Source organism: Synechococcus sp. MIT S9220 (assembly GCF_014304815.1).
Classification (GTDB): domain Bacteria; phylum Cyanobacteriota; class Cyanobacteriia; order PCC-6307; family Cyanobiaceae; genus Synechococcus_C.
The window spans coordinates 309,467-335,508 of sequence record NZ_CP047958.1; the positions used below are offsets into that span (position 1 = coordinate 309,467).

At 59.2% G+C, this 26,042-nt stretch carries 27 protein-coding genes and 1 pseudogene; 14 read left to right on the plus strand and 14 right to left on the minus strand.

The genetic code is table 11. The annotated features are described in order from the left end of the window. Positions 1–19 precede the first annotated feature (19 nt). From leuC to SynMITS9220_RS01465, 3 genes are all read left to right on the plus strand, one after another. The gene (leuC, locus tag SynMITS9220_RS01455; protein WP_186990266.1) at positions 20–1,423 is read left to right on the plus strand and encodes a 3-isopropylmalate dehydratase large subunit; all 1,404 of its coding nucleotides are present in this window, start codon (positions 20–22) and stop codon (positions 1,421–1,423) included. A gap of 61 nt (positions 1,424–1,484) precedes the next feature. Next, on the plus strand, positions 1,485–2,099 hold the full coding sequence (locus SynMITS9220_RS01460; protein WP_186990268.1) for a 3-isopropylmalate dehydratase small subunit 2: 615 nt from the start codon (positions 1,485–1,487) through the stop codon (positions 2,097–2,099). An 80-nt stretch (positions 2,100–2,179) separates the two neighbouring features. Then, positions 2,180–2,653, plus strand: coding sequence for a pentapeptide repeat-containing protein (locus tag SynMITS9220_RS01465; protein ID WP_186990270.1), 474 nt, complete (start codon positions 2,180–2,182; stop codon positions 2,651–2,653). Between the two features lie 12 nt (positions 2,654–2,665). On the opposite strand, the gene SynMITS9220_RS01470 is transcribed toward SynMITS9220_RS01465, so the two are convergent. Further along, the gene (locus SynMITS9220_RS01470) at positions 2,666–5,863 is read right to left on the minus strand and encodes a DUF3769 domain-containing protein (protein WP_186990272.1); all 3,198 of its coding nucleotides are present in this window, start codon (positions 5,861–5,863) and stop codon (positions 2,666–2,668) included. 157 nt (positions 5,864–6,020) lie between these two features. Next, positions 6,021–6,140: a photosystem II reaction center protein I gene (locus SynMITS9220_RS01475; protein ID WP_006172424.1), complete on the minus strand. Its 120-nt coding sequence runs from the start codon at positions 6,138–6,140 to the stop codon at positions 6,021–6,023. 61 nt (positions 6,141–6,201) lie between these two features. Between SynMITS9220_RS01475 and SynMITS9220_RS01480 the strand changes: the two genes are divergently transcribed. Then, positions 6,202–9,192, plus strand: coding sequence for an alpha-mannosidase (locus SynMITS9220_RS01480; protein ID WP_186990274.1), 2,991 nt, complete (start codon positions 6,202–6,204; stop codon positions 9,190–9,192). Here the strand turns inward: SynMITS9220_RS01480 and psbN are convergent. Further along, a complete protein-coding gene (gene psbN, locus SynMITS9220_RS01485; RefSeq protein WP_115126914.1) occupies positions 9,180–9,320 on the minus strand; it encodes a photosystem II reaction center protein PsbN in 141 nt (46 codons plus the stop codon). The genes SynMITS9220_RS01480 and psbN overlap by 13 nt on opposite strands. Positions 9,321–9,406: 86 nt before the next feature. On the opposite strand from psbN, the gene psbH reads away from it, so the two are divergent. From psbH to SynMITS9220_RS01505, 4 genes are read left to right on the plus strand one after another with little or no spacing between them, the layout of a single operon-like run. Next, positions 9,407–9,607 (plus strand): photosystem II reaction center phosphoprotein PsbH, encoded by a 201-nt coding sequence (psbH, locus tag SynMITS9220_RS01490; protein WP_066904734.1) that lies wholly within the window; start codon positions 9,407–9,409, stop codon positions 9,605–9,607. A gap of 22 nt (positions 9,608–9,629) precedes the next feature. After that, complete coding sequence (locus SynMITS9220_RS01495; RefSeq protein ID WP_186990276.1) at positions 9,630–9,869, plus strand: TatA/E family twin arginine-targeting protein translocase; 240 nt, start codon at positions 9,630–9,632, stop codon at positions 9,867–9,869. A gap of 6 nt (positions 9,870–9,875) precedes the next feature. Beyond that, positions 9,876–10,505, plus strand: a complete 630-nt coding sequence (gene pth / locus SynMITS9220_RS01500; protein WP_186991723.1) for an aminoacyl-tRNA hydrolase — start codon at positions 9,876–9,878, stop codon at positions 10,503–10,505. Beyond that, on the plus strand, positions 10,505–10,762 hold the full coding sequence (locus SynMITS9220_RS01505) for a DUF3146 family protein (RefSeq protein WP_114993496.1): 258 nt from the start codon (positions 10,505–10,507) through the stop codon (positions 10,760–10,762). The genes pth and SynMITS9220_RS01505 overlap by 1 nt, the downstream gene beginning before the upstream one ends. Here the strand turns inward: SynMITS9220_RS01505 and SynMITS9220_RS01510 are convergent. The 4 genes from SynMITS9220_RS01510 to rph all read right to left on the minus strand — a co-directional run bounded on the left by SynMITS9220_RS01510 (position 10,740) and on the right by rph (position 13,991). Continuing rightward, positions 10,740–11,177, minus strand: coding sequence for a resolvase (locus SynMITS9220_RS01510; protein WP_186990278.1), 438 nt, complete (start codon positions 11,175–11,177; stop codon positions 10,740–10,742). The genes SynMITS9220_RS01505 and SynMITS9220_RS01510 overlap by 23 nt on opposite strands. After that, the gene (locus tag SynMITS9220_RS01515) at positions 11,174–12,385 is read right to left on the minus strand and encodes a DUF3084 domain-containing protein (protein ID WP_186990280.1); all 1,212 of its coding nucleotides are present in this window, start codon (positions 12,383–12,385) and stop codon (positions 11,174–11,176) included. The genes SynMITS9220_RS01510 and SynMITS9220_RS01515 overlap by 4 nt, the downstream gene beginning before the upstream one ends. 58 nt (positions 12,386–12,443) lie before the next feature. Then, the gene (gene ntcA / locus SynMITS9220_RS01520) at positions 12,444–13,178 is read right to left on the minus strand and encodes a global nitrogen regulator NtcA (RefSeq protein WP_067098506.1); all 735 of its coding nucleotides are present in this window, start codon (positions 13,176–13,178) and stop codon (positions 12,444–12,446) included. A gap of 75 nt (positions 13,179–13,253) precedes the next feature. Next, the gene (rph, locus tag SynMITS9220_RS01525; protein WP_186990282.1) at positions 13,254–13,991 is read right to left on the minus strand and encodes a ribonuclease PH; all 738 of its coding nucleotides are present in this window, start codon (positions 13,989–13,991) and stop codon (positions 13,254–13,256) included. Positions 13,992–14,134: 143 nt separating this feature from the next. Between rph and SynMITS9220_RS01530 the strand changes: the two genes are divergently transcribed. Together SynMITS9220_RS01530 and dcd are read left to right on the plus strand one after the other, a co-directional pair. Then, a complete protein-coding gene (locus SynMITS9220_RS01530; protein ID WP_067098614.1) occupies positions 14,135–14,743 on the plus strand; it encodes a cob(I)yrinic acid a,c-diamide adenosyltransferase in 609 nt (202 codons plus the stop codon). Continuing rightward, positions 14,743–15,336 carry a dCTP deaminase gene (dcd, locus tag SynMITS9220_RS01535; protein ID WP_115126908.1) on the plus strand — a complete coding sequence of 198 codons (594 nt, stop codon included), beginning with the start codon at positions 14,743–14,745 and terminating at the stop codon, positions 15,334–15,336. The genes SynMITS9220_RS01530 and dcd overlap by 1 nt, the downstream gene beginning before the upstream one ends. Before the next feature lie 28 nt (positions 15,337–15,364). Here dcd and thyX read toward each other — a convergent pair whose 3' ends face one another. Beyond that, positions 15,365–16,090: an FAD-dependent thymidylate synthase gene (gene thyX, locus SynMITS9220_RS01540; RefSeq protein ID WP_067098514.1), complete on the minus strand. Its 726-nt coding sequence runs from the start codon at positions 16,088–16,090 to the stop codon at positions 15,365–15,367. A gap of 71 nt (positions 16,091–16,161) precedes the next feature. Continuing rightward, positions 16,162–16,704 (minus strand): annotated as a pseudogene (locus SynMITS9220_RS01545) (thioredoxin domain-containing protein); the annotation flags it as partial. Between the two features lie 121 nt (positions 16,705–16,825). Here SynMITS9220_RS01545 and SynMITS9220_RS01550 point away from each other — a divergent pair. Then, a complete protein-coding gene (locus SynMITS9220_RS01550; RefSeq protein WP_186990286.1) occupies positions 16,826–17,335 on the plus strand; it encodes a hypothetical protein in 510 nt (169 codons plus the stop codon). Here the strand turns inward: SynMITS9220_RS01550 and SynMITS9220_RS01555 are convergent. Next, entirely contained in the window at positions 17,297–19,378 is a 2,082-nt protein-coding gene (locus SynMITS9220_RS01555) for a lytic transglycosylase domain-containing protein (RefSeq protein WP_186990288.1), read from the minus strand. The two genes, SynMITS9220_RS01550 and SynMITS9220_RS01555, sit on opposite strands and share 39 nt — an antisense overlap. Positions 19,379–19,403: 25 nt before the next feature. Here SynMITS9220_RS01555 and SynMITS9220_RS01560 point away from each other — a divergent pair, with 25 nt between their 5' ends. Both SynMITS9220_RS01560 and glmM read left to right on the plus strand, forming a co-directional pair. Then, entirely contained in the window at positions 19,404–19,607 is a 204-nt protein-coding gene (locus SynMITS9220_RS01560; protein WP_186990290.1) for a hypothetical protein, read from the plus strand. A gap of 86 nt (positions 19,608–19,693) precedes the next feature. Next, positions 19,694–21,082 carry a phosphoglucosamine mutase gene (gene glmM, locus SynMITS9220_RS01565; RefSeq protein ID WP_186990292.1) on the plus strand — a complete coding sequence of 463 codons (1,389 nt, stop codon included), beginning with the start codon at positions 19,694–19,696 and terminating at the stop codon, positions 21,080–21,082. Here glmM and SynMITS9220_RS01570 read toward each other — a convergent pair. From SynMITS9220_RS01570 to SynMITS9220_RS01585, 4 genes are read right to left on the minus strand one after another with little or no spacing between them, the layout of a single operon-like run. Beyond that, on the minus strand, positions 21,069–22,052 hold the full coding sequence (locus SynMITS9220_RS01570; RefSeq protein ID WP_186990294.1) for a BadF/BadG/BcrA/BcrD ATPase family protein: 984 nt from the start codon (positions 22,050–22,052) through the stop codon (positions 21,069–21,071). The genes glmM and SynMITS9220_RS01570 overlap by 14 nt on opposite strands. Beyond that, positions 22,049–23,347: an IctB family putative bicarbonate transporter gene (locus SynMITS9220_RS01575; protein WP_186990296.1), complete on the minus strand. Its 1,299-nt coding sequence runs from the start codon at positions 23,345–23,347 to the stop codon at positions 22,049–22,051. The genes SynMITS9220_RS01570 and SynMITS9220_RS01575 overlap by 4 nt, the downstream gene beginning before the upstream one ends. Next, the gene (gene trmB, locus SynMITS9220_RS01580) at positions 23,347–24,054 is read right to left on the minus strand and encodes a tRNA (guanosine(46)-N7)-methyltransferase TrmB (protein WP_186990298.1); all 708 of its coding nucleotides are present in this window, start codon (positions 24,052–24,054) and stop codon (positions 23,347–23,349) included. The genes SynMITS9220_RS01575 and trmB overlap by 1 nt, the downstream gene beginning before the upstream one ends. Continuing rightward, positions 24,054–25,358, minus strand: a complete 1,305-nt coding sequence (locus SynMITS9220_RS01585) for an FIST N-terminal domain-containing protein (RefSeq protein ID WP_186990300.1) — start codon at positions 25,356–25,358, stop codon at positions 24,054–24,056. Before SynMITS9220_RS01585 ends, trmB begins: the two co-directional genes overlap by 1 nt. 70 nt (positions 25,359–25,428) lie before the next feature. On the opposite strand from SynMITS9220_RS01585, the gene SynMITS9220_RS01590 reads away from it, so the two are divergent. Then, on the plus strand, positions 25,429–26,040 hold the full coding sequence (locus tag SynMITS9220_RS01590) for a DUF3177 family protein (protein ID WP_115126898.1): 612 nt from the start codon (positions 25,429–25,431) through the stop codon (positions 26,038–26,040). Positions 26,041–26,042: the final 2 nt, after the last annotated feature.

A 26,042-nucleotide genomic window follows, 5' to 3' on the forward strand; every position in this document is an offset into this window, starting at 1 on the left:
TGTTGACGGCTGACATCAGATGAGCAGCGGAACCCTCTACGACAAGGTCTGGGATCTGCATTGCGTCGCGGATCTTCCCGGAGGTGCCACGCAGTTGTTCATTGGCCTTCATCTGATTCATGAGGTCACGAGTCCTCAGGCCTTCGCGGCCTTAGATGACAAGGGTCTTCCCGTGCGCTGCCCAGAACGCACAGTTGCCACCGTCGATCACATCGTTCCCACCATCAGTCAGGAGCGACCGTTTTCTGATCCTCTGGCCGAGGAGATGCTCAGCACCCTCGAGCGCAATTGCGCGCGTCACGGCATCACACTCAACGGACTGGGGAGTGGTCGGCAGGGAATTGTGCATGTGATTGCACCTGAACTGGGCCTCACCCAGCCAGGAATGACCGTTGCTTGCGGCGATTCCCATACCTCCACGCATGGAGCATTCGGGGCGATTGCCTTCGGTATTGGAACGAGCCAGGTGCGTGATGTGCTCGCCAGTCAGAGCTTGGCCATGAGCAAGTTGAAGGTCCGTCGGATCTGGGTCGAGAACCGACTCACTGATGGCGTCTTCGCCAAGGATCTGATCCTCCATGTGATTCGCACTCTGGGGGTGAAGGCTGGCGTCGGTTACGCCTATGAATTCGCAGGGCCTGCGATTGAGGCTCTCTCCATGGAGGAGCGGATGACCCTCTGCAATATGGCGATTGAGGGAGGTGCACGCTGCGGTTATGTCAATCCTGATCAGATCACTTTTGATTACCTCAACGGTCGCGCCGAGGCTCCAGCAGCAGACATTTGGGACCGTGCTGTTGCCTGGTGGAGTTCACTCGCGTCAAACGATGATGCGACGTTCGATGATGAAATTCGCTTCGATGCGGCTGCCATCGCGCCCACGGTGACCTGGGGGATCACACCAGGACAGGGCATTGGTGTTGATGAACGCGTTCCGGTCTCTGAGCAGCTTGATCCGGCCGACCGCCCGATTGCTGAAGAGGCTTATCGCTACATGGATTTGGCTCCCGGACAGCCGATTGAAGGAGTGCCTGTTGATGTCTGTTTCATTGGCAGTTGCACCAACGGTCGCCTCAGTGATCTTCAGGCCGCAGCTGCTGTAGCTCGCGGTCGGCACGTCGCTGAAGGAATCAAGGCCTTTGTTGTGCCTGGCTCAGAACAGGTGGCTCGTGCCGCGATCAAGGAAGGCCTCGATCAGGTGTTTCGCGAGGCAGGCTTTGAGTGGCGTGAGCCTGGATGTTCCATGTGTCTGGCCATGAACCCTGACCGTCTTGAGGGCAGCCAGATCAGTGCGAGTTCAAGCAACCGCAACTTCAAGGGTCGTCAGGGCTCCGCCAGTGGCCGGACTCTGTTGATGAGTCCCGCGATGGTGGCCGCTGCTGCCATCGCTGGTCGAGTGAGCGATGTGCGCCAGCTGAGCTGAGCGCGCATCGCATTCAGTTCCATTCCACCGCTGACCTTTCTCCCACGCTGATTGATCTGTGATGACTGAGACCATCGCCTTCCCTCAAGGCCCAATCGGCCATGTGTCGGGCCGAGGTCTTGTGCTTCGGGGTGATGACATCGATACCGACCGGATCATTCCAGCCCGCTTTCTTAAGTGTGTGAGCTTTGAAGCTCTTGGGGAACAGGCTTTTGCCGATGACCGCAAGGAACTGGCCGGTGAACACCCGTTTGACCAGGCAGAGCATCAAGGGGCTTCGATTCTGGTTGTTAACGACAATTTTGGCTGTGGTTCAAGTCGTGAACATGCGCCGCAGGCACTGATGCGCTGGGGGATTCGTGCTGTTCTGGGTGTGAGTTATGCCGAAATTTTTCAAGGCAATTGCCTCGCTTTGGGCATTCCCTGTGCCACGGCCACTCCTGATCAAATCTGCGCTCTTCAGGATGCGGTAGCAGCGGACCCCACTGCTGAATGGACGCTCGATCTTCAGGCCCTCACGTTCAGTGATGGATCAACGTCGCAGAGCATTTCTTTGGCTTCAGGCTCTCTGGACATGCTTCGCACTGGTCAGTGGGATGCCACGGGGCAGCTGGTGTCAAGAGACGCGGAGCTGACCCGCACGATGGCGGCACTCCCCTATCTGCATGGTTTTTAAGCTCGCTGAGACCTTGTGATCAAGGGTCCACGGCAGACAGGGACCAGATTGTCTAAGACTGAGACAGTGGTACTGCTGCCATGAACCAATTGCGACCGATTCAGCTCACCGCTGCCCTTCTGGTCAGCACACTGATTCCCGTTGCTGTGACGAAGGCTGAACCTGTTCAGTCATTGCTCGTGCAGCCTCATGGATCTGCCAGGGAGCGATTGCTGACCAGCGGTGCCTGTTCCGGCTGTGATTTGCGATCGGCTCGTTTGCAGGGAGCCCATCTGATCGGTGCTGACCTTCGTGATGCCGACCTCCGAAACGCCGATTTGCGTGAAGCCAACCTTGAAGGGGCAGACCTAAGTGGTGCGCGTCTCGATGGCGCTGACCTGCAAGGCGCGCAACTCAGTAATGCTGATCTCTCAAGAACCGACCTGCGTCGTGCTGATCTGCGTGGAGCTGTGGTGATTAATGCGTATGCGCCAGATGTGCGCACCGATGGCATGCGGTTTGCAGGTGCAGACCTCACCGGTAGCCATCTGATTTATGGGGGTGGTCCGAACTAAAGCGGGTTCTGTTTAGAACGGTCGCCTTTCCAGCTCGTTGGGCAGATTGCGTGGTGTGTAGGGGATGAACGGTCGCCCTGTTCCTGTGAAGTTGAAGTCATTGAGGCGGAAGCGGAAACCACCGATGCCTTCATAAGGATTGTAGTAAAAACCAACGTCATAGCTTCTCCTTTGCCAGCGGAATTCGATGTTTGAGTTGATGACGTCACCATAAAATTCTGAGTTGGGATCAACGTTGAGGCTTACGCCTGCGTTGAACACAAGCGGCCCCGCGAGTTGCTGTGTAATGCCTATCCCAAGAGTGCCTAGGTCGATTGCCTGATCGAAAGAGAAGGGACTTGCCCCTTGTCTGAGAGTGCCGCCTCCGGAGATGGAAATTTGGGTGTAGTCAAGAAAAGGTTTGCTGAAGGTGCCGAGTGTTAGTGTTGGGCCTCCGCTTAAGCTGACGGTGCGCTGATTCGATCCGTCCCCGAAAGCAGCAAGGGTTGTGTTGATGTTTGTATTCACTTTGAGGCCTGGAACGATGGCTACAGGTGAGTAGCGGTAGGCCGCATCAGGAGTGAGCGCTGCCGGTTTCCCAATCCATAGTGGATAACTGCTGTTCATCGACCCGTAGAAATTGGCACGCAGGGTGTCGATCAAGTTGGTGCTTGTGAAGCTCTCTGCTTGATAGTTGCCAAGGCCGAATCGCCAGATGTAACTGTTTGAGAGCTTGCCCCAATTCCAACCTCCTCTCTTTTCTAAGAAGCCTCCATACGCGCTATATACATCAGTTTCACCGAGAGAGCCATTCCATGTTCTGAAGCGATAGGCACCGAAAAGACGGCTCTTAACTGAGCCAATCCAGGGCAAGCTGAAATACCGACTTATATCCCCTCGGAAACGGCTGCCGTTCATGAAGTTACTGGGATTGAATGTGCTGATATCTGCTTCTGCTTTTGTTTCCCAGCCCAGCAATTCTCCACTGATTTTTGCTTCGAGGCCAAACAGGTCCCCAATTGCATTGTCTTGCGTCGCATTAGAGCTGTCAATGGATGTTCCTGGCGATACATAGCTGTTGTTGTTGCCGTCGATCGCACGTTGAACTAGGAACTGCGGTTCTAGATCTAGGTTGATGTTGTCGGTCAGCTTCATCGACTCGAGCAGGCGGCCAACGAAGAAGCCACTGCGATCACCGTTGTCGGTTCCCAGCACCCAGCGGTTCACAACTTCTTCTTCCTTCTCTATTCTTTGAGTCCTGGAAACGGGAATGGGTAGCTGTTCCTCAATGATTAAACGGTTGCGCTCGCTTTTAATTAGGATGTCGCCATTGTTCAGTTCAGTGGCTATTACATTTTCAGCGTCAATCCTTGTCTGAGCTGGAGTGTATGGATCGTTAGTAAAGCCCATTCTCTTGGCTGTCCATCCATCTGGTGTGATGAAAACCTGAGACGCCTGTACGCGCCAACGGCTAATCTGACCCTCGATTAGTTTGACTTTCCCAAAGTTAGATACAGCTTTAATCCCTCCGAATTCATTATCAGCTTCTACCTGTGAATTTTGAACTGCTTTGGGCACCCCCTGTCGGCGTTCAATTTTAAAAGATTGTCGAAATTGAATGCTGCTTATGCGTTGATCAATGCGAGCAATTGCCGCCTCGCGAAGCTGCTGCTGTTGCTTAGGTGTGAGGCTAGATTCTCGTGATTCTTGAGAAGTGGATTTGAATTCCGGATTTGAAGTGGCAGGTTTGGAACTATTGACTGGATTTCCCAACGCGATGTCTTCGAGTTGCTCGCTGAGGCTTTGTGGTGATTGTCGTGTACTACGAGCTGGGTCAGGGCATCCAAGCGGAGGAGGAACTTCGGCACCCGCAGGTTTGGGTTTTTCCTCACCCCAGCGATATCGCAAACCAATCAGGTAGGCATTGCTGCCTTCTTTCACGCCGCTGTAGGTGCCAAAGGCTCCGGAGCGGTGATGAATGCGTCCCACCATGGAGAGCTCGGGAGACACGGTCGCTTCAAGTTCAAAAGCGAGGTAATTGAGCAGGTTTGCGTAATTTTCGCGGTAGGTGCGCTCGTAATTACTGACCGACGAGTTGTAACTGATTCCTTCGACGAAGCCAAAGTTGAGCCATGGCTGGACCCAGAGTCGGGCACCAATACCGAGGATGCCTTCGCCGAAGGTCTGAGGAGGGGTGTTCGCGTTAGGAACGGTCTGATTAAAGGGGCCACCCTGTTGTTCTTGGGCCTGGTGGGCGAACAGATCAGCTTCGAGCTCCAGTTGTAGCGGTCCAGCCCGCCAGATGCGCTTTTGCATGCTGACGCCAAGCAGGTACTCGGGACGCATCCGGCCATTGAATAAGAACGTGTCTCCGAAGTTGGAATCAATCATCTGGCCTCCCCAGGCGGTGACGGCCCAGGGGTGCGGATGCCAGTCGGGAATGGCAGGGATTGCCGGCGGGCAAGCTATTCCTTCATCTGTCTTGCTCTCCGTTGGGGTGGTGTCCGATACCAGCCAGTCTTCAACTGACAGTGGCTGCTCTCTCTCCCAGAAGTTCGCATTCTCACCCTGGGGACTGATGCGATTAGCCGTGAACGCGTCCAGTTCGATGTCAATGGCAGTCGCGAATCCCAGCCCAGTGCTTTCGACTACTGGCAGCAACCTGTCTTGGCCAGGAACCTCTGTAGGGACCTGGCCTGATGGCGCTGCATTAGGAGCCAGGCCTGTTTGGTTGCTTTGTAGTGGGTTGAAATCAATAGCAGCGGTTTCGAGATCAAGAACGCCGTAAACGTCCTCCATCGATCCGGTGCCTTGGACCAAGCTGAACCGCAGGCTGCTGGCCTGGAAATACTGAACACCTTTCCGATAACGAACATTGCCGCGGGCGAACAGAGTGTTGAAACTCGTGTCGAACTCAAGGCGATCTGCCTGCAGTACTCCTCCATTGATCTCAGCACTGACGTTGCCTTCAGCTACGAATAACTGACGTCTGGCGTCAAAGGTCTGGCGGTCGCCCCTTAGGCGTAATTCGGATGGAGGGTCAATGACTGAACCAGATTCAGCAATTTCCTCTTCCTCTTCCTCTTCCTCTTCCTCTTGCTCGGTTGTCAACGCTTCAAGATTGACATCGTCATCGGAAGGCGATTCGAGTGGCGTGGGATGGATGACTCCAAACTCGATCAGGTCTTCAATACCTTCCGAACGAGCTGGTGCACAAAGAACTGCCGCCATAGCCAGCAGTCCCGTGATCGTGATGGGAGATCGGGAAGCTGGCAAATCCGCTTAAGAGTGGCCGCCGATCCTCACATGAGCAACCTCATCTTGAGTCCTGAAATGACCAGTGTTCGTCGTGACCCCTGAACGTCGTTCGTTCAGATCACTCCTGCACTCAATCTTCCAGGTCCTTGCGACTCGGGGTGCGGCTGGGGTCACTCGCCAGAAAACCAAAGACGAAGATCCCGATAAAAAAGAAGACGACCGAGTAAACGGAGATCTTGAGGGCGAGCATGGAGACCGACCGGCGTCTGGGATAGAGCCATCATCTTATGGGTCAAGGTTGTGAATTCACGATGCAGCCCCCTCTACAGCCCCGGCGATTGGCGTGGATTGAAACGTTTCGAAGTCGCAGCCGCCTCGATCTGCTCTCTTTTTGGCATCGATGCGGTGATTTCCACAGGCAATCCGTCCTTGAAGAGCCTTGGGGAGCGCAGCATCGACCTGACTGGGCGAAGCGTGGACTGTTGATCTGGCCAAGAGGGGGCGTCTGGTTGCGAATTGAGCAGACCATCACCTGGCCAAAGCACTGGCAGCACTGCGAAGACAGCCTTGAACGGCTTGTTCTCAGTTGGTGGGCAGACCAGGTGCGTCTCTGGGTGGATGGGGTTCTCGTGCATGAAGGGGACCTGTTCGACACCCGTTGCCGCTGGAAGCTGCCGGTTCACTGGAATGAGGGAGCGGGCCTGAGGTTGCTGCTGGAGCTGCGCAGTCCCTGTCATGACGATGGTGCACTGATCACAAGTGATCTGGTCCGGGAGCCCGCTGTGCCCTCTGTTGATCCCCAGGCATGTCTGCTTCCTCAGGCTCTTGATCTCACAGGCATCAAGGCAGAGACGCTGCCTGAGTCGTGGCTTGATTGCGATCCGCTATCCACTGAGGCGGTGGTTCAGGTTGATCAACACCTTGCAGGGCTGGCTCATGCCGCCGGTGGATTGCACTGGGTTGGGCATGCTCATCTGGATCTGGCCTGGTTGTGGCCTGTTGCTGATACCTGGCAGGCGGCGGAACGCACCTTCCACTCTGCTTTGGACTTGATGGAGCTCTTCCCGGAGCTGCATTTCGCCCACTCAACCCCAGCTCTTTATGAGTGGATCGAGCGCCACCGCCCTGCACTGTTTGTACGCATTCAGCAGGCCAGTCGTCTGGGTCGTTGGGAGCCCATCAACGGTCCCTGGGTTGAAACCGACTGTGTGCTTGTGAGCACGGCCTCACTCTGGCGGCAATTTTCATTAGGTCAGGAGGCCAGTCAGAGATTGTTCCCGGAGTGGTCTCACGATTTGGCCTGGTTGCCGGACAGTTTCGGATTTGGGTCCGGGCTGCCGGCCGTTGCCTACGCCACGGGCGTTCGCTGGTTCTGCACACACAAGCTGGCGTGGAATGCCACCAATGTTTTCCCGCACCGTCTGTTTCGCTGGCGCGGCCGCGGCGGCGCGGAGCTGCTGGCGTTGATGTTGCCAGGCATCGGCACAGATGCCGATCCAATGGCCATGCAGCAAGAGCAGCAGCGCTTTCAGGCCAACACGGGATTCGACCAGGCCCTGTGGTTGCCCGGGGTTGGTGATCACGGCGGTGGGCCGACCAGGGAAATGCTGGAAGAGATGCAGCTTTGGCAAGACCATCCACAGGCCGCCCCACGTCGCGCTGGGACGGTGCGTGACTACCTGAAGCAGCTTGAGCCGCTCAGGTCAGCGTTACCCGTCTGGAAGGACGAGCTGTACCTGGAACTGCATCGGGGTTGTGCCACGTCTCGCCCGGATCAGAAACGACACAACCGCACTCTAGAGCGGTTGCTGCGGGAGGCTGATCTGGTGGAGGCCCTTGGAGCAAAATCCACGCAGCGGCGGGACTGGCAGGTGCTGCTGTTTCAACAGTTCCACGACATTCTTCCTGGAACCTCGATTCCTGAAGTGTTTGATCAGGCGGAGCCCCAGTGGCGAGCTGCCCGCCGACGTGTGGCAGTGCTGAGGACTGCAGGTCTTCATCAATTGCTCAGTCGTGTGTCGCCCGCGGACTCAGCGCCTGATAAGGCTTGTCAGCGCTGGGCATGGTGCGGGCTGCAGCCACTGCAGCGCTGGTCTCCACTGGTGCGGCTGCCGCGCGGTCGGTGGTCGTGTGAGGGCAACAACCTGCCATCACAAGTTGCTCCAGGTGGTGATCTGTGGGTGCAGTTGCCGGAGGCCCAGGGGGTGATGGCACTGCCTCTGGAGTGTCATCCAGATGCACCAGCCGTTGCCTCAGCATCTGAGACAGCTGCTCCTGTTGTGCGGAATCCGGTTCGGGTTCAGCTCATCGCCCAGCAGAGCTGGCGCCTCTGCAACGGTCTGCTCACGCTTGAGCTGGACCGCAGGGGACTGACCCGCCTGCAGGACGAGCAGGGTGTTGATCAGCTTTCGGAACCAGTGCAGTTCCGGCGCTATCGCGACCGGGGTGAGTTCTGGGATGCCTGGGATCTGGCGGTGGATTATCCGCAGCACCCACTGCCGATGGATGCTGACTGGCAGCTGGAGTTGGTGGAGCAGGGCCCGCTGGTGGCCAGGGTCGTGATGAGCAGCTCGATCGAGAGCAGTGCGCTGCGGATGGATGTGCTGCTGCGAGCCGACAGCCCTGCCGTTGAATTGCAAGTAACGATCGACTGGCGTCAGACCCATGAACTGCTTCGAGTGGTCTGTCCCCTTGCCAGGTCAGCGGTGCGCTGGGCTGCGGACACCAGCGGCGGTGTGATCGAACGACCCGCTGTCGCCTTGACGCCCAGCGAGCATGCTCGCTGGGAGGTTCCTGTGATTTCCTGGTTGGCCAGTGAGGAAGCAGGCCCTGGTGGTGGGCTTGGCGTCTTGCTTGACGGTCCTCAGGGGGTTGATGCCGGCCCGCATCATCTGGGAATTTCATTGCTACGTGGGCCGACTTGGCCTGATCCATCGGCGGATCAGCGGCTTCATCGTCATCGCCTGGCACTGATGCCTGTTTCAAGCGGCTGGTATCGCGATGGTCTTGCGCAGGCGGCGATTCGCTTTCGTGAACCGGGCTGGCTGGGACCGATCGAATCCTGTGGTCGCTGGTATGGATTCCCTGCTCTGCCTCAGCAACTCGTACCGGTCTCGATCCGACCGGATCAATCCGCTAATGCGGTTCAAGATGCGGTTCTCGTTCAGCTGCTGAACCCTGGGAGCACAAGGGTGACCTGGTCGCCTGGCGATCAGGGCTGGTTGATTCAGGATGGACAACAGTCCACAACAATCAACCCAGGTGCGTTGCAAGAGCTGCGCTTAGCCCCTCAGTCGTCGTGATCATCGAAGGGATCGTCCAGACGCTTCGAGGGTGGTCCGAAGGCTGTGTAAACGCCAAAACCGGTTAGTCCAAGCAGGGCGGTTAACACCGCGATCGACACCGACAGCGCCGGGGAAGAGCTTTCCATCACATCTCTCGACAGGATCGGCCCTGATCAGGGCCGGGACCCCTACAGTATCGGGACTGAACTTCACCCGAGACCTCAGGGCCGCTATGGCACAACGCACTCGTTTGGGCGATCTGCTCCGTCCCCTCAACTCCGAGTACGGCAAGGTTGTCCCCGGCTGGGGAACCACCCCTGTCATGGGCATTTTCATGGTGCTGTTTCTGGTTTTCCTGCTGGTGATCCTCCAGCTCTATAACCAGTCTCTGATCCTTGAAGGAATCAACGTGAACTGGAACGGCGGCGCCTGATTCGGCACGCTCATCACTTTCCATGAACATCTTCGGCATCGGACTTCCTGAGATGGCCGTCATCGGAGCCGTTGCGCTTCTGGTGTTCGGACCGAAGCGTTTGCCAGAATTTGGCCGGACGCTCGGCAAAACGCTCAAAGGATTTCAGACAGCCTCCAAAGAATTCGAACGCGAAATCAGCAAAGCGATGGCTGATCCTGAGGAACTTCCACCTTCCTCGCCTTCAGACCCAGCCCCGTCTCCCAAGGCTTCTGAGGATTGATCGGTGATCGAGCGTGGTGACCTCCGTCTGGTGGTCGGTCTGGGCAATCCCGGTGAAAAATATGCCTCGACACGGCACAACGTGGGATTCATGGCTCTTGAGTTGCTCACAGCTCGTGAGGGTGGGCGTTTTAAGCCGATGTCAAAGCTTCAGGGTGATCTCGCTGATGTCGGCTCCGGTAGCGCTCGACTCAGGCTGCTGATGCCACAGACCTACATGAATGACAGTGGTCGTTCGATCCGTGCAGCGCTGGATTGGTTTGATCTTGGGATTCATCAGCTGATCGTGCTCGTCGATGACATGGACTTGCCGCTCGGACGGTTGCGCCTGCGTGCGCGAGGAGGTGCCGGTGGACATAACGGCTTGAAAAGCACTATTCAGCATCTCGGCACCCAGGAGTTCGCTCGCCTTCGCATCGGCATTGGTGCTCCTGGTCGCAATCCCGAGGAACGGCGTGCCCGCACGGTGTCTCATGTGCTTGGTCAGTTCAACCGGTCTGAGGAACCTCTGCTCCAAGACGTGCTGAGCGAAGTGTTGTCCGGCCTCAATCACATTCAGCGACAAGGCCTGGATCGGGCTGGGAATGCCATCAATGCTGTGAATCTGGTGCCTGATCTTGATGGCGATCCGGCCTGATGGCACGCCTGCCTGTCACGACGGCTCATCTTCGGGTGCACCAGCACAGCTTCCGAGACAAGTGTCTGCAAGGAGAGGTTCAGGCGGGTGGCTTCACCTGGACCTTTCACTGGTTGTTTGATCGGGGGGAGCTGAGTGTGGAGCCCTCCCTGGGCAGAGCCTTGATCCAGGACGCCTTGCTTCGCTTTCTTGTGAAATCCGACTACAGGTTGGAAGCCGGTGGTGACTACAGCTTCACTGTGCGGGCCCGTTTCTGAGTGGGGCGGGACCAGGCCAAAGGATCTTGCGGCCCAGCTCCGATTCAAGAATCACCAGGGCTGCAACGGCATCCAGTTCGCTGGGGGGTAGCAGCAGGCCTCGGGGCATCAATCGCCGCCATCCTGTTGGGGGCCATAGCTGCCAATAGCGCTTGCGTGCCTGAAGTGTGGTGCCGCGCTCATCCACCACTCTGACGGGAAGATCTTCAGGAAGCTGGTGTCTCAAACTGTTGCTGGCTGTGCCATTCCCCAGCACCAAGCATTCAATCGGTGCGTCTTGCCTCCAGCACTGCAGGGTGTCCAGCACCGATTCGGTTGCCACAACGTGCCCTTCGATGACGCAATCTCTAGTGCAATCGACAAGGACCAGGCCGCACTTGTTGCGCCCTGGGTCAACAGAGACGATCCGGTTCATGGACTGTCGTCCTGAAGCGTGGATGTTGGGCGCAAAGGGCGGCTTGGACGCAGCTCGATCGCAATGGGATCAGCGGTTTCACTACGCCGCACCGCAACTGCCTCGAGATCAACCCGTCCACCGCTGCGCTCGGTCAGTGCCCGAGCGAGTCTGTTGACGGCGTTGGCATCAAATTGAAGGCCTTGACTCAGGGACCCTCTTCGGCGCACCTCCGACAGAGTCGACGCCAGCAGAAGGTTGATGCGGTTTCGCACCGCTTCTGGATTCGTGTCCTGGCTGGCAAGAGTGGTTTTGGCCAGAACTTCTCCCTCAATGGTGATGGCCACATTGGGACGTACATCCGGGAAGGCGTACACCACGCTCTCACCGCGCAACACATTGGCCGCTGAGCGCAGTAGCACCACCCAGGTGCCCGGCTTTCGGATGGCTTGTTCCAGCCTTTCAATGTCCTGGCGGGGCACGAGGATGATCTGACGATCAGGAGCCTGTTCGGGCAGAACCTTCTGAAAAGCCTGCAGATTGGCTTCCCGCAGCACCTGGTCAATCACTTGCCGGGCTTGATCAGGACGATCCAGCTTGAGCGTGACAGTGGCCAGCGGCTGGCCACTGCTGATGGCCACATCTCCACGTCGCAGCGCTATCAGGTTCTTCTCCAATTGCTGGAGCTCCGCTTCGCCTGAGCTGATGCGTTGACGCACTGCTCGAAGTTCATCATCCGTGCGTTGGATTTCCGCATCGCGGTTGCGCACGTCCTGGCTGAGTCTCTGCCGTTCTGCCTCAAGTCGGCGTGTCTGCTCTTGAAGGGGTTGAAGTGTGCTGCGCAGTTCTCCTGCTCGTGCCTGCGCATCAGCCAGGATCTTTCTGGCTTTGATTTCATCGGCCCGAGCCTCTTCGAGTTGCTGCCGTGCCTTGCGCTGAGCCTTGCGGCTTCCCTTAAGGTCTAAGCGGCTGCTGCGCAGGCGGGCTTCGAGGTCATTGAGTTCAAACAGACCAACGCGCAGCTGGCGGCTCACCAGCAGCATCAGCCCAAGCGACAAGGCACTAATCAGGCTCCCCGTGAGCACAGTGATCACCACCGCGGTTTGACGTGGGCGAAGACCGAAAAGGCTCAGCCGGGCTTTGCCGACCCTCGAACCCAGTCGGTCACCGAGAGTGGAGAGCACGCCCCCGAGGATCAGCAGGGAAAGCAGCAGCAGCCAGCCGGTCACGGTGCGTCAAACATGCGGCAGGCCGCTGAGGTGCTGCCCATCTTCACCTGTCGCGGGGTTAACTGAAACGTTTGGCCAGTGCAATCGGATCCAGAACAGTGATCTTCTTGCGGTCAATTTCGACCAGGCCTGAATTGCGTAGATCGCCAAGCAGACGCGTGATCGTGACACGCGTGGATCCGATCGCTTCAGCGATGGCCTGATGAGACAAACGCAGGTCAATGGTGATGCCCTGGGGGCCAGGCATCCCGAAGTCTCTGCAGAGGACAAGCAGAAAACTCACCAGTCGGGAGGACATGTCCCGGTGCGTAAGGGTTTCAATCATCGTCTCGGTCTGCAGAATTCGGCTGGAGAGACCCTGAAGTAAAAGCAATCCCACGCTGGTGTTCGCTTCGATCGCCTGGCGTACAGAGCTCGCTGGGGCTGTCACCATTTCCACTCTGGTGAAGGCCACGGAGTGATAAAACCGATCGGAGCGATGTCCGGTGAGCAGTGAGAGAACGCCAAACAGGCTGTTTTCTCTCAGCAGGGCAACGGTGATCTCTTCACCGGACTCATAAACCCTCGATAAACGCACAGCTCCTCGTCGGATCAGATAGACGCGCTCGGCCGGGTCTCCTGGGAAAAAGATGGTCTTATTCCGTTCCACCATTTCGGTGCTGGCACCTTCCAGATCACGGATCACTTCCAGCAGGGTGCGGCTGGCGGGATTGGGCGCATTGGTCAGGCTTGTTTCTGCGGACCGCCCAGGCTGGGGAGCAGTCCGACTAAAGCCGCGCATCACTTCGGCCATGACCAACGCATCAATGCGGGGAAGTTAAGGAGCGATGCGCGGTCACCCTGTAGCAACGAACACGGTTCTCCTGGCTCAGTCTTCATGCAGTGCATCCAGCTGTGCAGCCATGAGCTGCTTCAACCCTGGTTCGGCAAGGTCCAGCAGGCTGTTGAGCTGCTGGCGACTGAATGGTGCACCTTCGGCCGTGCCCTGCAACTCCAATAGGTCGCCGGAGTTGTTCATCACCACATTGAGATCCACATCTGCCCGACTGTCTTCGCTGTAGTCCAAGTCCAGCAGAGCATGCCCATCGATCAGTCCCACAGAGACAGCCGCCACTTGGTTGATGACCGGATGAGTGCTGATGCGCCCTTGTGCAACCAGCCGCTCGCAGGCCTTTTGCAGGGCGAGCCATGCCCCCGTAATCGCTGCAGTCCGCGTTCCCGCATCCGCCTGAATCACATCGCAGTCGATCAGCAGGGTGTTCTCACCCAACGCCTTCATGTCGATTGCCGCGCGAAGGCTGCGGCCGATCAGGCGCTGGATCTCCTGGGTGCGTCCTGACAGTTTCATTAGTTCCCTTCGCTGGCGGTCAGGGGTGGATCCCGGCAGCAGTCGATATTCAGCGCTGAGCCACCCAAGGCCCTGATCCCGTCGCCAGCGCGGGACGCCTTCTTCATTGCAGACGCTGCAGAGCACGGTGGTGCGTCCGGTGCGCACGATCACAGAGCTCAGAGCGAAGCCCATGGGATCCCAGTCGATCGAGAAGGACCTGAGGTCGGAGGGTTGGCGGCCATCTGGGCGACCAACGTTGTGCTGGGTCTCGCTCATGGGGAACCGGATCGGGATCTTGAGCCTGCCAGTTGGCGTAGAGACACCAGGGATGGTGTCAAAGGGATTGTGATTTGCGCTTTCGCCGCTAGATTCAAATTCCGCTGGGTCGATTCGATTCCAGTCACATGGAAGCGACCGAGATGACTGCCAGCCTGAGCCCAAGCCATCGACCCCGCCAGCAGAGCGGTGCCGATCATCGGGTTCTGAACCGTGCGGGTTTGCATCCTCTGCCATCGCTCCAGCCACAGCAGCCCCTGCATCTGGTGGCTCCTGAAGGGCAGTTGCAGGTGCATACCGCCCCTTATCGAGGAAGTTTCGGGACAGTTTTGAGTCAAGCCTTGCGTTCTGCTGGGCTTGGCAGTCGTGTTGCAGTGATGCAGTTCCTTAAAGGTGGTGTGGCTCAGGGGCCTAATGCGGCGATCACTCTCTGCGATCGCATGGTCTGGATGAGACCTGCTGTGATGGGATGTCTTTCGGATCAGGCCAGCTCAGCTGACCCCACAACTGTGGATGCTGTCCAAGCGGTCTGGCAGATCTGTCGTCGCCACCTGGCTAGCGGCGATCTTGATCAGTTGGTTTTGGATGAACTTGGCTTGGCCATTGCTCTCGGCTACCTCAACGAATCTGAGGTGCGTGACAGCCTGGACGCACGTCCTGGTTCCATGGATGTGATCATCACAGGACCGTCGATTCCGGACTCTCTCATGGGATTAGCCGACCAAGTGACGGAACTGCGCAGGGGTTTCTGATGCTCAAAAATGACCGTTGGATCACTGAACAGGCTGCCGCTGGCATGCTCGAACCCTTCCAGAAAGGGTTGATTCGCCATCTCGACCCTGAGCAGAAGCTGGCACCTGTGCTCAGCTTCGGATGTTCCTCATATGGCTACGACCTGCGGTTGTCGCCTCAGGAATTTCTGATCTTCAAGCATGTTCCTGGAACTGTGATGAACCCCAAGCGGTTCAATCCTGGAAACCTTGAACCAACCGAGCTTCACCATGATGACGATGGTGACTATTTCATCCTTCCCGCTCATTCCTATGGCCTGGGAGTGGCTCTTGAAAAGATGAAGGTTCCGCCGAACATCACCGTGATCTGCCTTGGCAAGAGCACCTATGCGCGTCTTGGCATCATTGTGAACACCACTCCGGCTGAAGCCAGCTGGGAAGGGCATCTCACGCTTGAATTCAGTAACAGTTCAGGAGCTGACTGCCGCATCTATGCCAATGAAGGCATCTGCCAGCTGTTGTTCTTTGAAGGCGATCCCTGCGACACCACTTACAGCGATCGGCAGGGTAAATACCAGCATCAACCCGAGCGGGTGACACTGGCCAAGGTTTAAGTCAGGCGGGTTGCGATCGTTCTCCGATTCAGGGCGCCAGGCGCGCCTTGTGCAAGCGATTTTTCTCGTACCAGTCAGCAAACTCAGGTGCCCAGTTCTGAAGATGGGGCCACATCAAATCGCAAAGTTCTCTGATTTCCTGTTGCGCGTCGAGTTTGGAACGCAGGTCTAGGAAGTGAAGGAATGCTCGAAGACTGAAGCTGACAACAAAGTGCTGTCGATAGTCGAACGGGAGGATGCCACGGGCATGTTCCTCGGAGAAGCCATCGCGCAACAGATCGCGATAGCGCTCCGCGGCTTGTTGGCAGAGTTTGAGATCGATGAGTCGTTGCTCATCGACGTAGGTGTATTTCTTGCCTAGTCGGTCTCGGTATTCCCCGACCGGCCGCAGGTAGAACACTTCCTCGAGATCGAGTTTCCCTTCAGCAGCCCTGCAGATGCGCTCACCGGTGTAACGCATCGATTGCACATCAAAGCTCACGCCCACTCGGTGGGTTCGCGCCTGCTGCATGACCGAGTGAGGGAACCAGCCAACGTTCAACACGATCTGAGCATGTTCCAGTGGGCCGTAATGGCCCTTCATTCCACCCAGCAACCGCTTGATGCAAATTTCTCCAGCTCTCGTTTCGTTCGGCCACTGGTCGCGTTCCATCACCACGAACCCTTCGCTGTAGTCCTGGTGCATGCCGGCATACACGCTCTGTTGAGGATTGGGCGTGGCAGCGATCAGTTCGACCCGGAAGCGGGAATCCATGAGGTTTTGAGGTTGCGGGTACGGGATGTTCGGTCGATCATCGCCTTTCCGGTCAGCATCGACAGGATTTTGGAGTGGCTTCTTGGACCGGTGGAATCCGCCGAGGCGGTTTGAGGAAGAGCACTCGTGCTGCCCACGCCAGCGAGAGCTGGAATTGAGCTGCCGTCGATCAAAGCATTGGCGATCGAATTCAGCTCGTTTTCAGTGCGTGCTCCGAGCGAGCGGCCCCGCATTGTGCCGTCTGCGGAGAACAGATTCAGCTGAGGGATCCCAGTGACGTCATAGCGATCGGTCAGGTCAAGCCAGCGCGGATTGTCGATGTTGACCAGAACCACATCCAGGTCGGCACTGTGACGTTGTTCAACCTCCAGCATCGCTGGAGCCATTTCGCGGCAGACCTCACACCAGTCGGCATAGAACTCGAGGATTGTGGGCCGACCGTTGCTGAGTGCCACTTCTGGCGACAACGAGCGTCTGGCGAGCTGATCAAGTGGCGATTCGATGGAACCGCCGTTGCGCACCAGGAAGAGGCTGACAGCCAGGACCAGGGCTGAGACCAGCAGGAGAACTTTCTGCAGTGTGCTGAGGCTGGAGCTTGAAGCGCTGTCGGTCATCGCGGACTGACATCAATGCCACCACTCTGACAGGACAAACCGCTTGCTGTTGCTAGCGTCTGACCGCAGATGATCGCGTCGTTGATCGACGTTTGTCCGCCGCGAATCTGCCTCCAAGCCGATGTCCGTCTTGCGTTTCCTGCTGTTACCGCTTCGGGCTCCGCTGCTGATTGTTCTGTTCGTGGTGTCGCTGTTCTTGGGCCATCACTGGGCGATCCAGGAAGCTTGGCTGGCTGATGCCCATTCGATTTCGGTGAGCACGTTCTGGGCGTTGGAGATGATCCAGGCGGTCGTGGTGGTGGTGATCTGCACCATGCCCGATCTACTGCTCCGTCAGCTTTCCATGCTGATGGCATCGAGTCGCGTGCTCAGCCTGGTGGTCACGCTCACGCTGTTAATCACAGTGGGGCTCTACGTTCTCAGTCTGAGCTTGTTGTCGGATGTGTTGATTCTGGGGTCTGCGACATTGCTGGCACGCCTCGATCTGAGTCGCATCAAAGTGGTTCCGCCTCCGCAACTGATGGCGTTCTGGCTTGCAGTGATCGTGATCGGAGGCATCTGGATTGGCCATGGTCTGCCCGATCCCCCGACTTCACTGGCTGCAGCGATCAGTGCTGGCATCGTTGCCTGAACTGTTGTTCAGGTACGCCCAGAGATTGCCGAGCACCTTCTTGGTGTAGAGACGGGTTTCAGGGTATGGAATGCGTTCGACCCAAAGCTCAGGGTCCTGGTCCAGTTCAGCGCTCACCCAGGATCCTGCCGCTCCAGGCCCCGCGTTGTAACTGGCCACTGTTAACCAGGGGTTGCCCTGCCAAAGCTCCAGCAGATCGGCCAGATAGCGGGCTCCGAGAATCGCATTGCGCTCTGGTTCGCGTAGATCGTCGCTGCTGAGCTCTTCTCCTGCCAGTTCCGCGGCAGTGGCTGGCATCAGCTGCAGAAGTCCCACGGCACCCACGGGTGAAGTCACGCCGGGCGAGAAGCGAGATTCCTGGCGGGCAATGGCCAGCAGCAGTTCTAATCGCACCTTCTCCTGCTCTGAAGCGGCCAGGAAGAGAGGCAGCAGCGGTCTGGGGTGAAGACTGTTGTGGAGCAACTGGCGCGTGTTGCAGTCCGGGGACACCAGTCGCAGGCTGGCCCGCCACAGCCGGCTGAGACCGGTCCAGTGGTCATTCACCGCCAGTCGAAGCCGGCCTTCCCGCAGGAGCTGCTGTGGAGATGGATCGGAGTTTCCTGCGTCGCTGCGCCAGGTTTCCCAGGCTTCCTGATTCATCTCAAGGCGCCAGAGCTGGTCAACCAGGGGATTGCCGCTGTCGAGGGGGCTCCAGGTTTGACCAGAGTTCAGACGGTCAGCCTCTGTGGCCGTGATCACCTTGTCGCCTGAGAGAGCCGGCAGGTTTCCGGAACCCAGCCTGGCCTGAGCTCGCCAGGTGTAGTAACCGGGTGGCTGCTGACGCGTCAGCGTCTGCCAGATCTCTTTGGCAGCCTGGCGATCTCCGAGTTTGTCCAGGCTCATCCCCAGCCAGAACTGCTGGCGCGCCCGCAGGGGGTCAGGCAGCTGCTCCGCTGGGATCGCAGTCAGCCATGACCTTGCCGGTTCCCACTGACCTTTGAGCAGTGCTTCACGAGCCAGGTCCCACTGCAGTTGCCAGCTGGCGGGATGGCCGGGCCAGCGTTTCAGCACGACCAGCCCTCCTTCGCCCCCTGCCAGACGGACCCGGGCCGCGGCGACATCGGCTGATCGCTTCTGGAGAGATTCAGGCAAAGCGTTGATCAGTGCCTGTTTCGGCAGCAAAGGCTCGCTCAGCAGTGCTGCAGATTGCAGTGCCTCCTCGCTGTCCGGGTGATCCTTGGCCAGCTGCAGCAACATCGCTTCACCGCGTTGTTGCTGATCCTGGTTGCCTCGAAGGAGTGTGCGTCCGATCGTCAGCGCCTGCGACGGGGCCAGGGGGGTTCCCTGCAGGCAAAGTTCTGCGGATCGGCCATCGCCAAGTTCAGCCAGGGCCGCTGCCAGTTGCAGACGCTGCTGCTGTTCCAGTCCTTCGCCTGTGATGGCACCGCAGGCCTTGCGAAGCAGCCGTTGCGCCCCAGGCCAGTTCGCTCCCCAGCGGGCCAGATGCAGGGCACTGGACTGGACCAGGGCCTGATCGGCGTCGTCCGGCAGTTCGGCGGCGGCCGCCAGCGCGGCTGGATGGGCGGGTTGAAGCCTGAGCAGCTCCTCCCTCAGCTGCGGCTGGCGATCTGCAAGGTGATAACGGGCATCGGCACTGGCCGTTGACGTGGGAAAACGTCGGAGTAGATCCCGCCAGTGTTGTTGCTCCTCCCCATCGCGGCCCAGTGATTTTGCCGCCAGGGCTTGTTGTTTGAGGGCGACGGCGGCCATTGGAGCTGGCCCCCAGCCCTGTCCGCTCAGCAGGTGCCAGCGCCTTTGCGGAGAATCGTCGCTGCGGCTGCCCAGCATCAGGGCGGCTTCGCGCCGCTGCTCAGGGTTCCCGGACCAGCGGTAGTGCGTCCAGAGCTGTGCATCACTCAGCTCCGGCGTGATCGGATGGTGTTGACTGCGCAAGAGCACACGACCACCCAAGATCGCCAGAACAGTAAGAAGCGTGGTGCCGCCGAGAAGTAGCGGTCCGCGGGTCTCTCGAGTGTTCAAGCCGTGGCTGGAAACTGCTGGCATTCTGTGCCCAGCAGGATCGAACTGGATGGTTGCTCAGCGTCGGCAACCGCGACCTGGCCAGCGCCAACGCCTGCGCCTGGTTGTGGCCTTAGGACTGGCTTTTGTGGTTTGGGGCCTGCGCTGGCTCTGGCCGTTGCGGTGGTTGCCTGGCTGGGTGGTGCTGCTGGTGGGTTTATGGGCTCTGCTGGAACTGGCAGCTCTGCTGCTTATGCCTCAGCGATGGACTTGATCGGCATCGTGCGGCTGTAGCCCTGTCACTGGTTCAGTGATGGGTTGTCTCAGGGCTCTTAAGGTTCAGTCCACAAATGAGACCTCATGGCCTCTTCCGCTGCTCATCCGCTTGGTTCACTCCAGTCCCCGGAGGTCAGTTTCGGGACAGATGGGCTGCGGGGTCGTGTCGGTTCGGCGATCACGCCCGCTCTGGCTTTGCAGGTGGGTTTCTGGTGCGGTCGCGTCTTGCCGCCGGATGGTCCTGTTCTGATCGGAATGGACTCCCGCTGCAGCGGTTCGATGGTGGTGGCCGCTCTGACCGCAGGTCTGACTGCAGCAGGTCGTGAGGTCTGGACTCTTGGCCTTTGCCCCACACCGGCGGTTCCCGGTCTGATCCGTCGCTTTCAGGCATCAGGCGGGTTGATGGTGTCGGCCAGTCACAACCCGCCTGAAGACAACGGCATCAAGGTGTTCGGGCCTGATGGCAGCAAGCTGGGCTCCACGCTGCAGCGCCGCATTGAATCCGGTCTGCGTGGTGAGGCAGACGCCTCTGGGCCGATGGGCGCCTGTGGCGCTGCAATCCATCGTGCTGAGTTGCTTGAGCACTATCGCGACAGTCTGCTGAGCAGCGTTCAGCATCAGCGTCTGGACGGAGTGCCGATCGTGCTCGATCTCTGCTGGGGTTCAGCAACCGCATGCGGTGCAGAGGTTTTCCGCTCACTTGGGGCCGACCTCACCGTGCTGCATGGGGCGGCAGACGGTGAGCGCATCAACGTGGGCTGTGGGTCCACCCATCTGGGACCGCTGCGGGAGGCGGTGATCGAACGCGGTGCGGCCATGGGCTTTGCCTTCGACGGTGATGCCGACCGGATGCTGGCTGTGGACGGTCGCGGCCGGGTTGTTGATGGTGATCACGTGCTCTACCTCTGGGGCTCTGTGCTGCAAGACAGCGGTGCGTTGCCTGACCAGCGCCTGGTTGCCACGGTGATGTCCAACCTCGGATTTGAGCGGGCCTGGCAGTCCAGAGGTGGTCAGCTGGAGCGCACTCCGGTGGGAGACCAGCATGTGCACGCAGCGATGGTGAGCAGTGGTGCAGCCCTGGGAGGTGAGCAGTCCGGACACATCCTGTCCTCCGCCCATGGACTCGCCGGTGATGGGGTTCTCACGGCGCTTCAGCTCGCCACCCTTTGCCATGGCCAGCAGATGACGCTTGCGGACTGGCTGGACCGCAGCTTCCAGGCCTATCCACAGAAGCTTGTGAATGTGCGCGTGCCTGACCTCGAGCGGCGCAAGGGTTGGGCCGAGTGCGCTCCTCTGCGAGAGCTGGTCGACGAAGCTGAACGCTCGATGGCTGAAGACGGCAGGGTGCTGGTGCGGGCGAGCGGCACCGAACCTCTCTTGCGGGTGATGGTGGAAGCGGCCGAATCAGATGTGGTGGAACTCTGGACCGGCCGTTTGGCCGAGGCGGCCGATCGCCATCTCAATGTGGCCTGAGGGCGGAACGATCCAGAGCGCAGGCAAGCGCACCATCACAGGCATCCCCCGATCCTGATTGCCAGCTGCTCCCCGGCAGCAACTCGAAGATCGCCGTGTTGACGAGTTCACGGAACTCTGAAAGATGCTCCAGCGCTCCGCCACGCGCACACAGGGATGGAGTGGTCAGATCAAGGGCTTGAGCCGTGACTGCTGCTGCCTGCGCGAGTGCGGAGGCCGACTGCTGCAGGATGGCTCGAGCGGCAGGATCGCCTTGTGCGGCAGCGTCGTCGACCAGCGGCGCCAGCTTCGCCTCTGCGTCGGTGCCATGGCTTGGGCTCACCACGCGTGCTTTGAGCTCGAAGGCGGTGCGACAACCCATGACTTCCCACAGCTGGTGCCGCAGCGTGCCATCAGGAGCGCGGCCATCGGCCATTTTCAGGCTCAGCTGAAGCGCATCGTGGCCGATGTCGAAGGCAGACCCTGCACCATCCAGGCGCCAGCCCCAGCCGCCGCAGCGGTGTTCGCGTCCGTTGGCGTCCCGACCCACCACGATCATTCCGGTGCCGCTGATTAGCACGATGCCCGACTGATCAGGAAATGCGCCCCGCAAGGCGGTGCGTTCGTCGCCGGTTGCGATGCAGCACGTTTCGGGCAGTTGCAGTTCTGAAGCGAGTAGCGCTCCGCCCCTCTCCTGCAGGGGCGTTCCAGCCTCGATGCCACTGGCTCCAATGGCTGCAGCAAAGATTGGCTCTGACTTGTTGGGTTCCCGACCGCATCGCTGAGTCCAGTCGAGTCGGGCTCTGTCGAGGCTGAAGCGGATGGCAGAACGAAAGCGCTCTTCTCCGTCAGCAGCATCCAGATGGCTCACTCCTGGCCCTAAACCATCGCCGACCGTTCGAAGTTTTCCGTCCTCCCAAGCACTCAATCGGCAACGGCATTGGGTCTGTCCGGCATCAAATCCAGCAAAGATGGGAACTTGCTTGTTCAAGGCTCGCGGCGCATTTGGCTCAGGGTGGCCAGGCAAAACCAGCCGCTGATTTGCACTTCAGGACGGAAGAAGATGGTGTCGGCTGCACCCTGGATCAGCAGACCAGCGATGGCTGCGAGGCAGCCCAGGCAGGGAAGAGCAAGCTCTGCGTCTGCAGTCAGGGCACGCCAACCGTTACGAAGGCTGGCAACCCCTAGCCCCAGACAGGCGAGCAGGCCAGGGATGCCGGTCTCAACCAGGATTTCAAGCGGCACTGAATAGGCACTGAGAGCGTTGAATTTCGGTTGCTGGTACAGGGGGTAAACGCTGTTGAAGGCTGCATTGCCCGGGCCGATGCCCAGCCAAGGACGGTCTTGGATCATGTCGATCGCCGCGAGCCAGACGTTGATCCGGAAATTGTTGGAACTGTCGCCTCGACCTGCCATCAGGCTGGCGACTCGGGTGCGGATCGGTTCCACCTGTGTGGCGGCAACGGCCAGTACCACGCCAGTCATGACGAGCAGGGCCAGGGGAAGAAGCCGTCGCCAGAGCGCTGGCCAGTTTCGGATGTACCGAAGCAGCAGGAGCAGCATCAGCACACCGACTGAAGCCACAATCCCAAGCCAGCCACCGCGGCTATAGCTGAACAGCGTTGAAGCGCAGCCGAGGATCACTGCTGTGGCTGCGTAGAGCCTGGCACCCCAGCCACGCCAGCGAATCATTGCCACGACGGCAATCGGCAGGATTGGCACCAGGTACCCCGCCAGGAGATTGGGATTGCCCAGTGGCCCGTAGATGCGGATGGTGCCCTCCGCCACCGAGTTGGGATCGGCCCAGCGAGCCAATTCCTCTGTGGGGGCATACAGCTGGCGTAATGCCAGCAGGCTGCTCAGCAGAGATCCGCCCAGCAAGGCCGCCACCAAGCGGTCCCACCACTGAGGCCCGACACTCAGTAGCTGGCGCATCAGGGCATAGACCCCGAGGTAGCTGATCAGTTTGAGCAGACCTTTGGCGGCGGCGCTCGGGACCGGTGAAAGACCTGTGGCCAGCATGGCCACAGCCAGGAAGAGCAGCAGCCAGCCACTGATCGAGCCGATGTGAGCGGGAGTTCTGGTGAGTGACCAGAGCACCCAAAGGGCTCCGCAGGCCAGCACGATCAGGCCCAGACCAGCACGCGTGAGGACTGGAAGTCCGGCCATCAGCAGGATCAGGACGATCCCCGCCAGATCGCTTAGGCGCTTCTGCTGTGCCGCTGAACCTGGTAGGAGTCCTTGCCAGCGCAGCAACCAAGGGGTAGGGGCCGAAGCCTCAGCCATCAGTGATTGAGAGGAACATCAGCGGGATTATCGACCCGTTGCCAGGCGATCTCCAGTTCTTCCAGCTCTGGCAGTGGCTGTTCGTTGCGCCGGTAAAGCACTCTGTAGGCAGGAAGGCCCTTCTCTTGCACGTAGCGTTCGCGTTCGGTCGGCACCGGTAGAGGGTTGTTGGTGCGCCAGGGACGCGTGTCTTCGTCGGGGCGGTCGAAGCAACCGCTCAGTTCGACCAGTGTGACCATCGGTTCCACCACTTCCAGGACATCGCTTTGTAGAAACAGCTCGCGACTGGGACTGAGAGCGGCAGCGATGGCGAGCAGTAGCGAGGGTTGCATCACCCGGCGCTTGCGGTGTCGCCGCTTGAACCAGGGATCCGGAAACTGGATGCTCACCAGCTGCAGCTGATCCGCGGTCAGCTCCGCAAGCCAGCCCTCAAGGCTGATGTTGGCATTGCAAAAGAGGTAATGGAGATTGTGACGCTCGAGTTTGTCGCGGTCACGCTGGGCTGCCAGTACGAGCGGACGCCTGATTTCCACACCCAGATGATTCCAGTCTGGTTTCAGTGCTGACAGCTCCAGTAGACAGACGCCCCGGGCGCAGCCGATGTCCAAATGGATGGGGCGATTGGCGATGTCAAACAGCTGATCGGGACCGGGCAATTCCAGAGGCAGCTGAAAGAAGCGGCTGAGGGGATTGACGTGCTGCCGCATCAGGATCGCGTTGCACTTTCGGAAGGATCGCAGCGCAACAGGCCCCAGCAGGCGGTGTAGCCATGAAAATGCGTGGCTCCTCCGAGGGGACCGATTTCGCCGTTGCAGAAGCTGCCGGCAACCGGAAGTTGTGGAAAGACATCGCGAGCGATGTTGACATCGCCATCGGGGCTGCCAAACAAGCCGTTGCCCCGGCCCAGACAGGCGAAGAGGAGTCCCATTAACGGTGTGGCGTCGCTGCCTTGATCGCGTCTGGTCTGCAACAGCTGGCGGGCTTCCTGTCTTGAGGCCTGCGCTTCACGCAGCTGGAACTGCACGTTTTGTCCGGCACGTACGCGATCGGCAACGGCAACCGCGCCGTTGCGTGGATCCACGCCGATCAGATTGCGCACCAGAAAGGACCTTTCGGGGCGATCAGCTAAGACGCCACCCTGATTCAGGCCAGCGAGCATGGCATCCGCAATGAATTGCTCCCGCTCCACACCCAGAAACAGTGAGTGCTGCACCAATTCCCTGTCTTCGGCGCTGAGATCGGCAAGCACGCGCTGTAAGCAGGCCACTGGACTGGCCCTGCGATCACCGTCGCTCAGTTCGAGCAGAACGTTGCGTTGAGCCTGTTCGATGGCGAAGACCGGTCCAATCGGTCGACATCCCTGGGCGACCACTGGATCCAGGCTCCAGGTGCCGCCGATGCTCAGGCCTACCGCTCCATCGATGACCTGATCTCCATAGAGCAGAGAACCATGATCAGCGTTGTGAGGTACCGCGATGCCTCCGACTTTGGCGATGCCGGGGTAGGCGTAATCCAGTCCGCTCACGAGATCGTTGATGGCATGACAGCCGGGATCGAGCAGCAGCAGCATTGAACGGCTGTGGTCAGGGTTCACCCCCACCCAGTCCTGCCAGTTCTGGGCGGCTCCATCAAGATCGGGCAGTTGGCTGCTGTTGAGACGGAAGCTGTTCAGTTCAGCTCCAGGAAGGTTCAGGAGACTGACGCTGAGTGCTGGCGTGCGTTCCACTTCATGGGCTTCGCCTGCGGTTGTGGTGCCAACGACACCACCGCCCAGACATCCGAGCCAGTGTTTGGCGTTCAGGCGTTTTTGCAGCAGCGGCAGTAGGCGGGTCAGATCGCTCGCGAAATGACTCGAGATGAACACGAGGGCCAGATCGGCCTCATTCGAGCCCAGAGCACTGGTGACTTCCCTTGCAGCATCTTCAAGAGAAGGCTTGCTGGAAAGGGCATGTCGGCATTGAGCCTGCAGCCCGCGGCTCCGGAACCAGTCGAGAGGATTGAACGGAACCATGGATTGGACCTTACCAATCCTGTCGACCTGCTGGATGACCGTGATAATGGCCCTCTGATGTCCCTGGCCGGTGTCCGATTTCACAACACGCACCCTGGTGTGGCTCACCTATCGCCTCGGGGCGACGATTGCTCTGGGCATTCCGCTTGTGCTTCTGATCTGGTCGGGGCTTCGACGCGACCCTGCCTTGGTGAGGTTGCTCGGGATCTACTGGAAAGTGGCAAGTCTGCTGGCGATCAGCGTGCTGTTGCTGACTGATCAACGGCCGATCGGCTATTTCACGGCATTTCTGGCGCCTCTGCTGATGGCTGCGTCTCTTTGGTTCTGGGTTGACCTCAATGAGGAGCTGGCCGACAGCCCTCCGGGGCGCGCGCTGCCGTTCACCGTTCGGGTCTGGCGATGGGCCCTCACACTCTTTGCCTTGTTCGCCGCCGTGATGTCGGGTTCGGCACTGGGTTGCACCCGTCAGCTCGAGACCGATTCCTGTCGGCTTTGGCTGGAGGCGCCCCAGGGGCTGCATCGAGTCGCTGAGCGTGTGTTCGACTTCGTCTTCGGTGGTGAGTGGACGATGGCCGTGGCGGCCTTCATCGGCTACGTGGCTCTGGTGGCTTACGTCGTCGGCCTGCTGCAGTGGGCTCTGGTGCGTCTTCCCAAGCAGGGACGGGTCGCCGGGGATTTCTGATC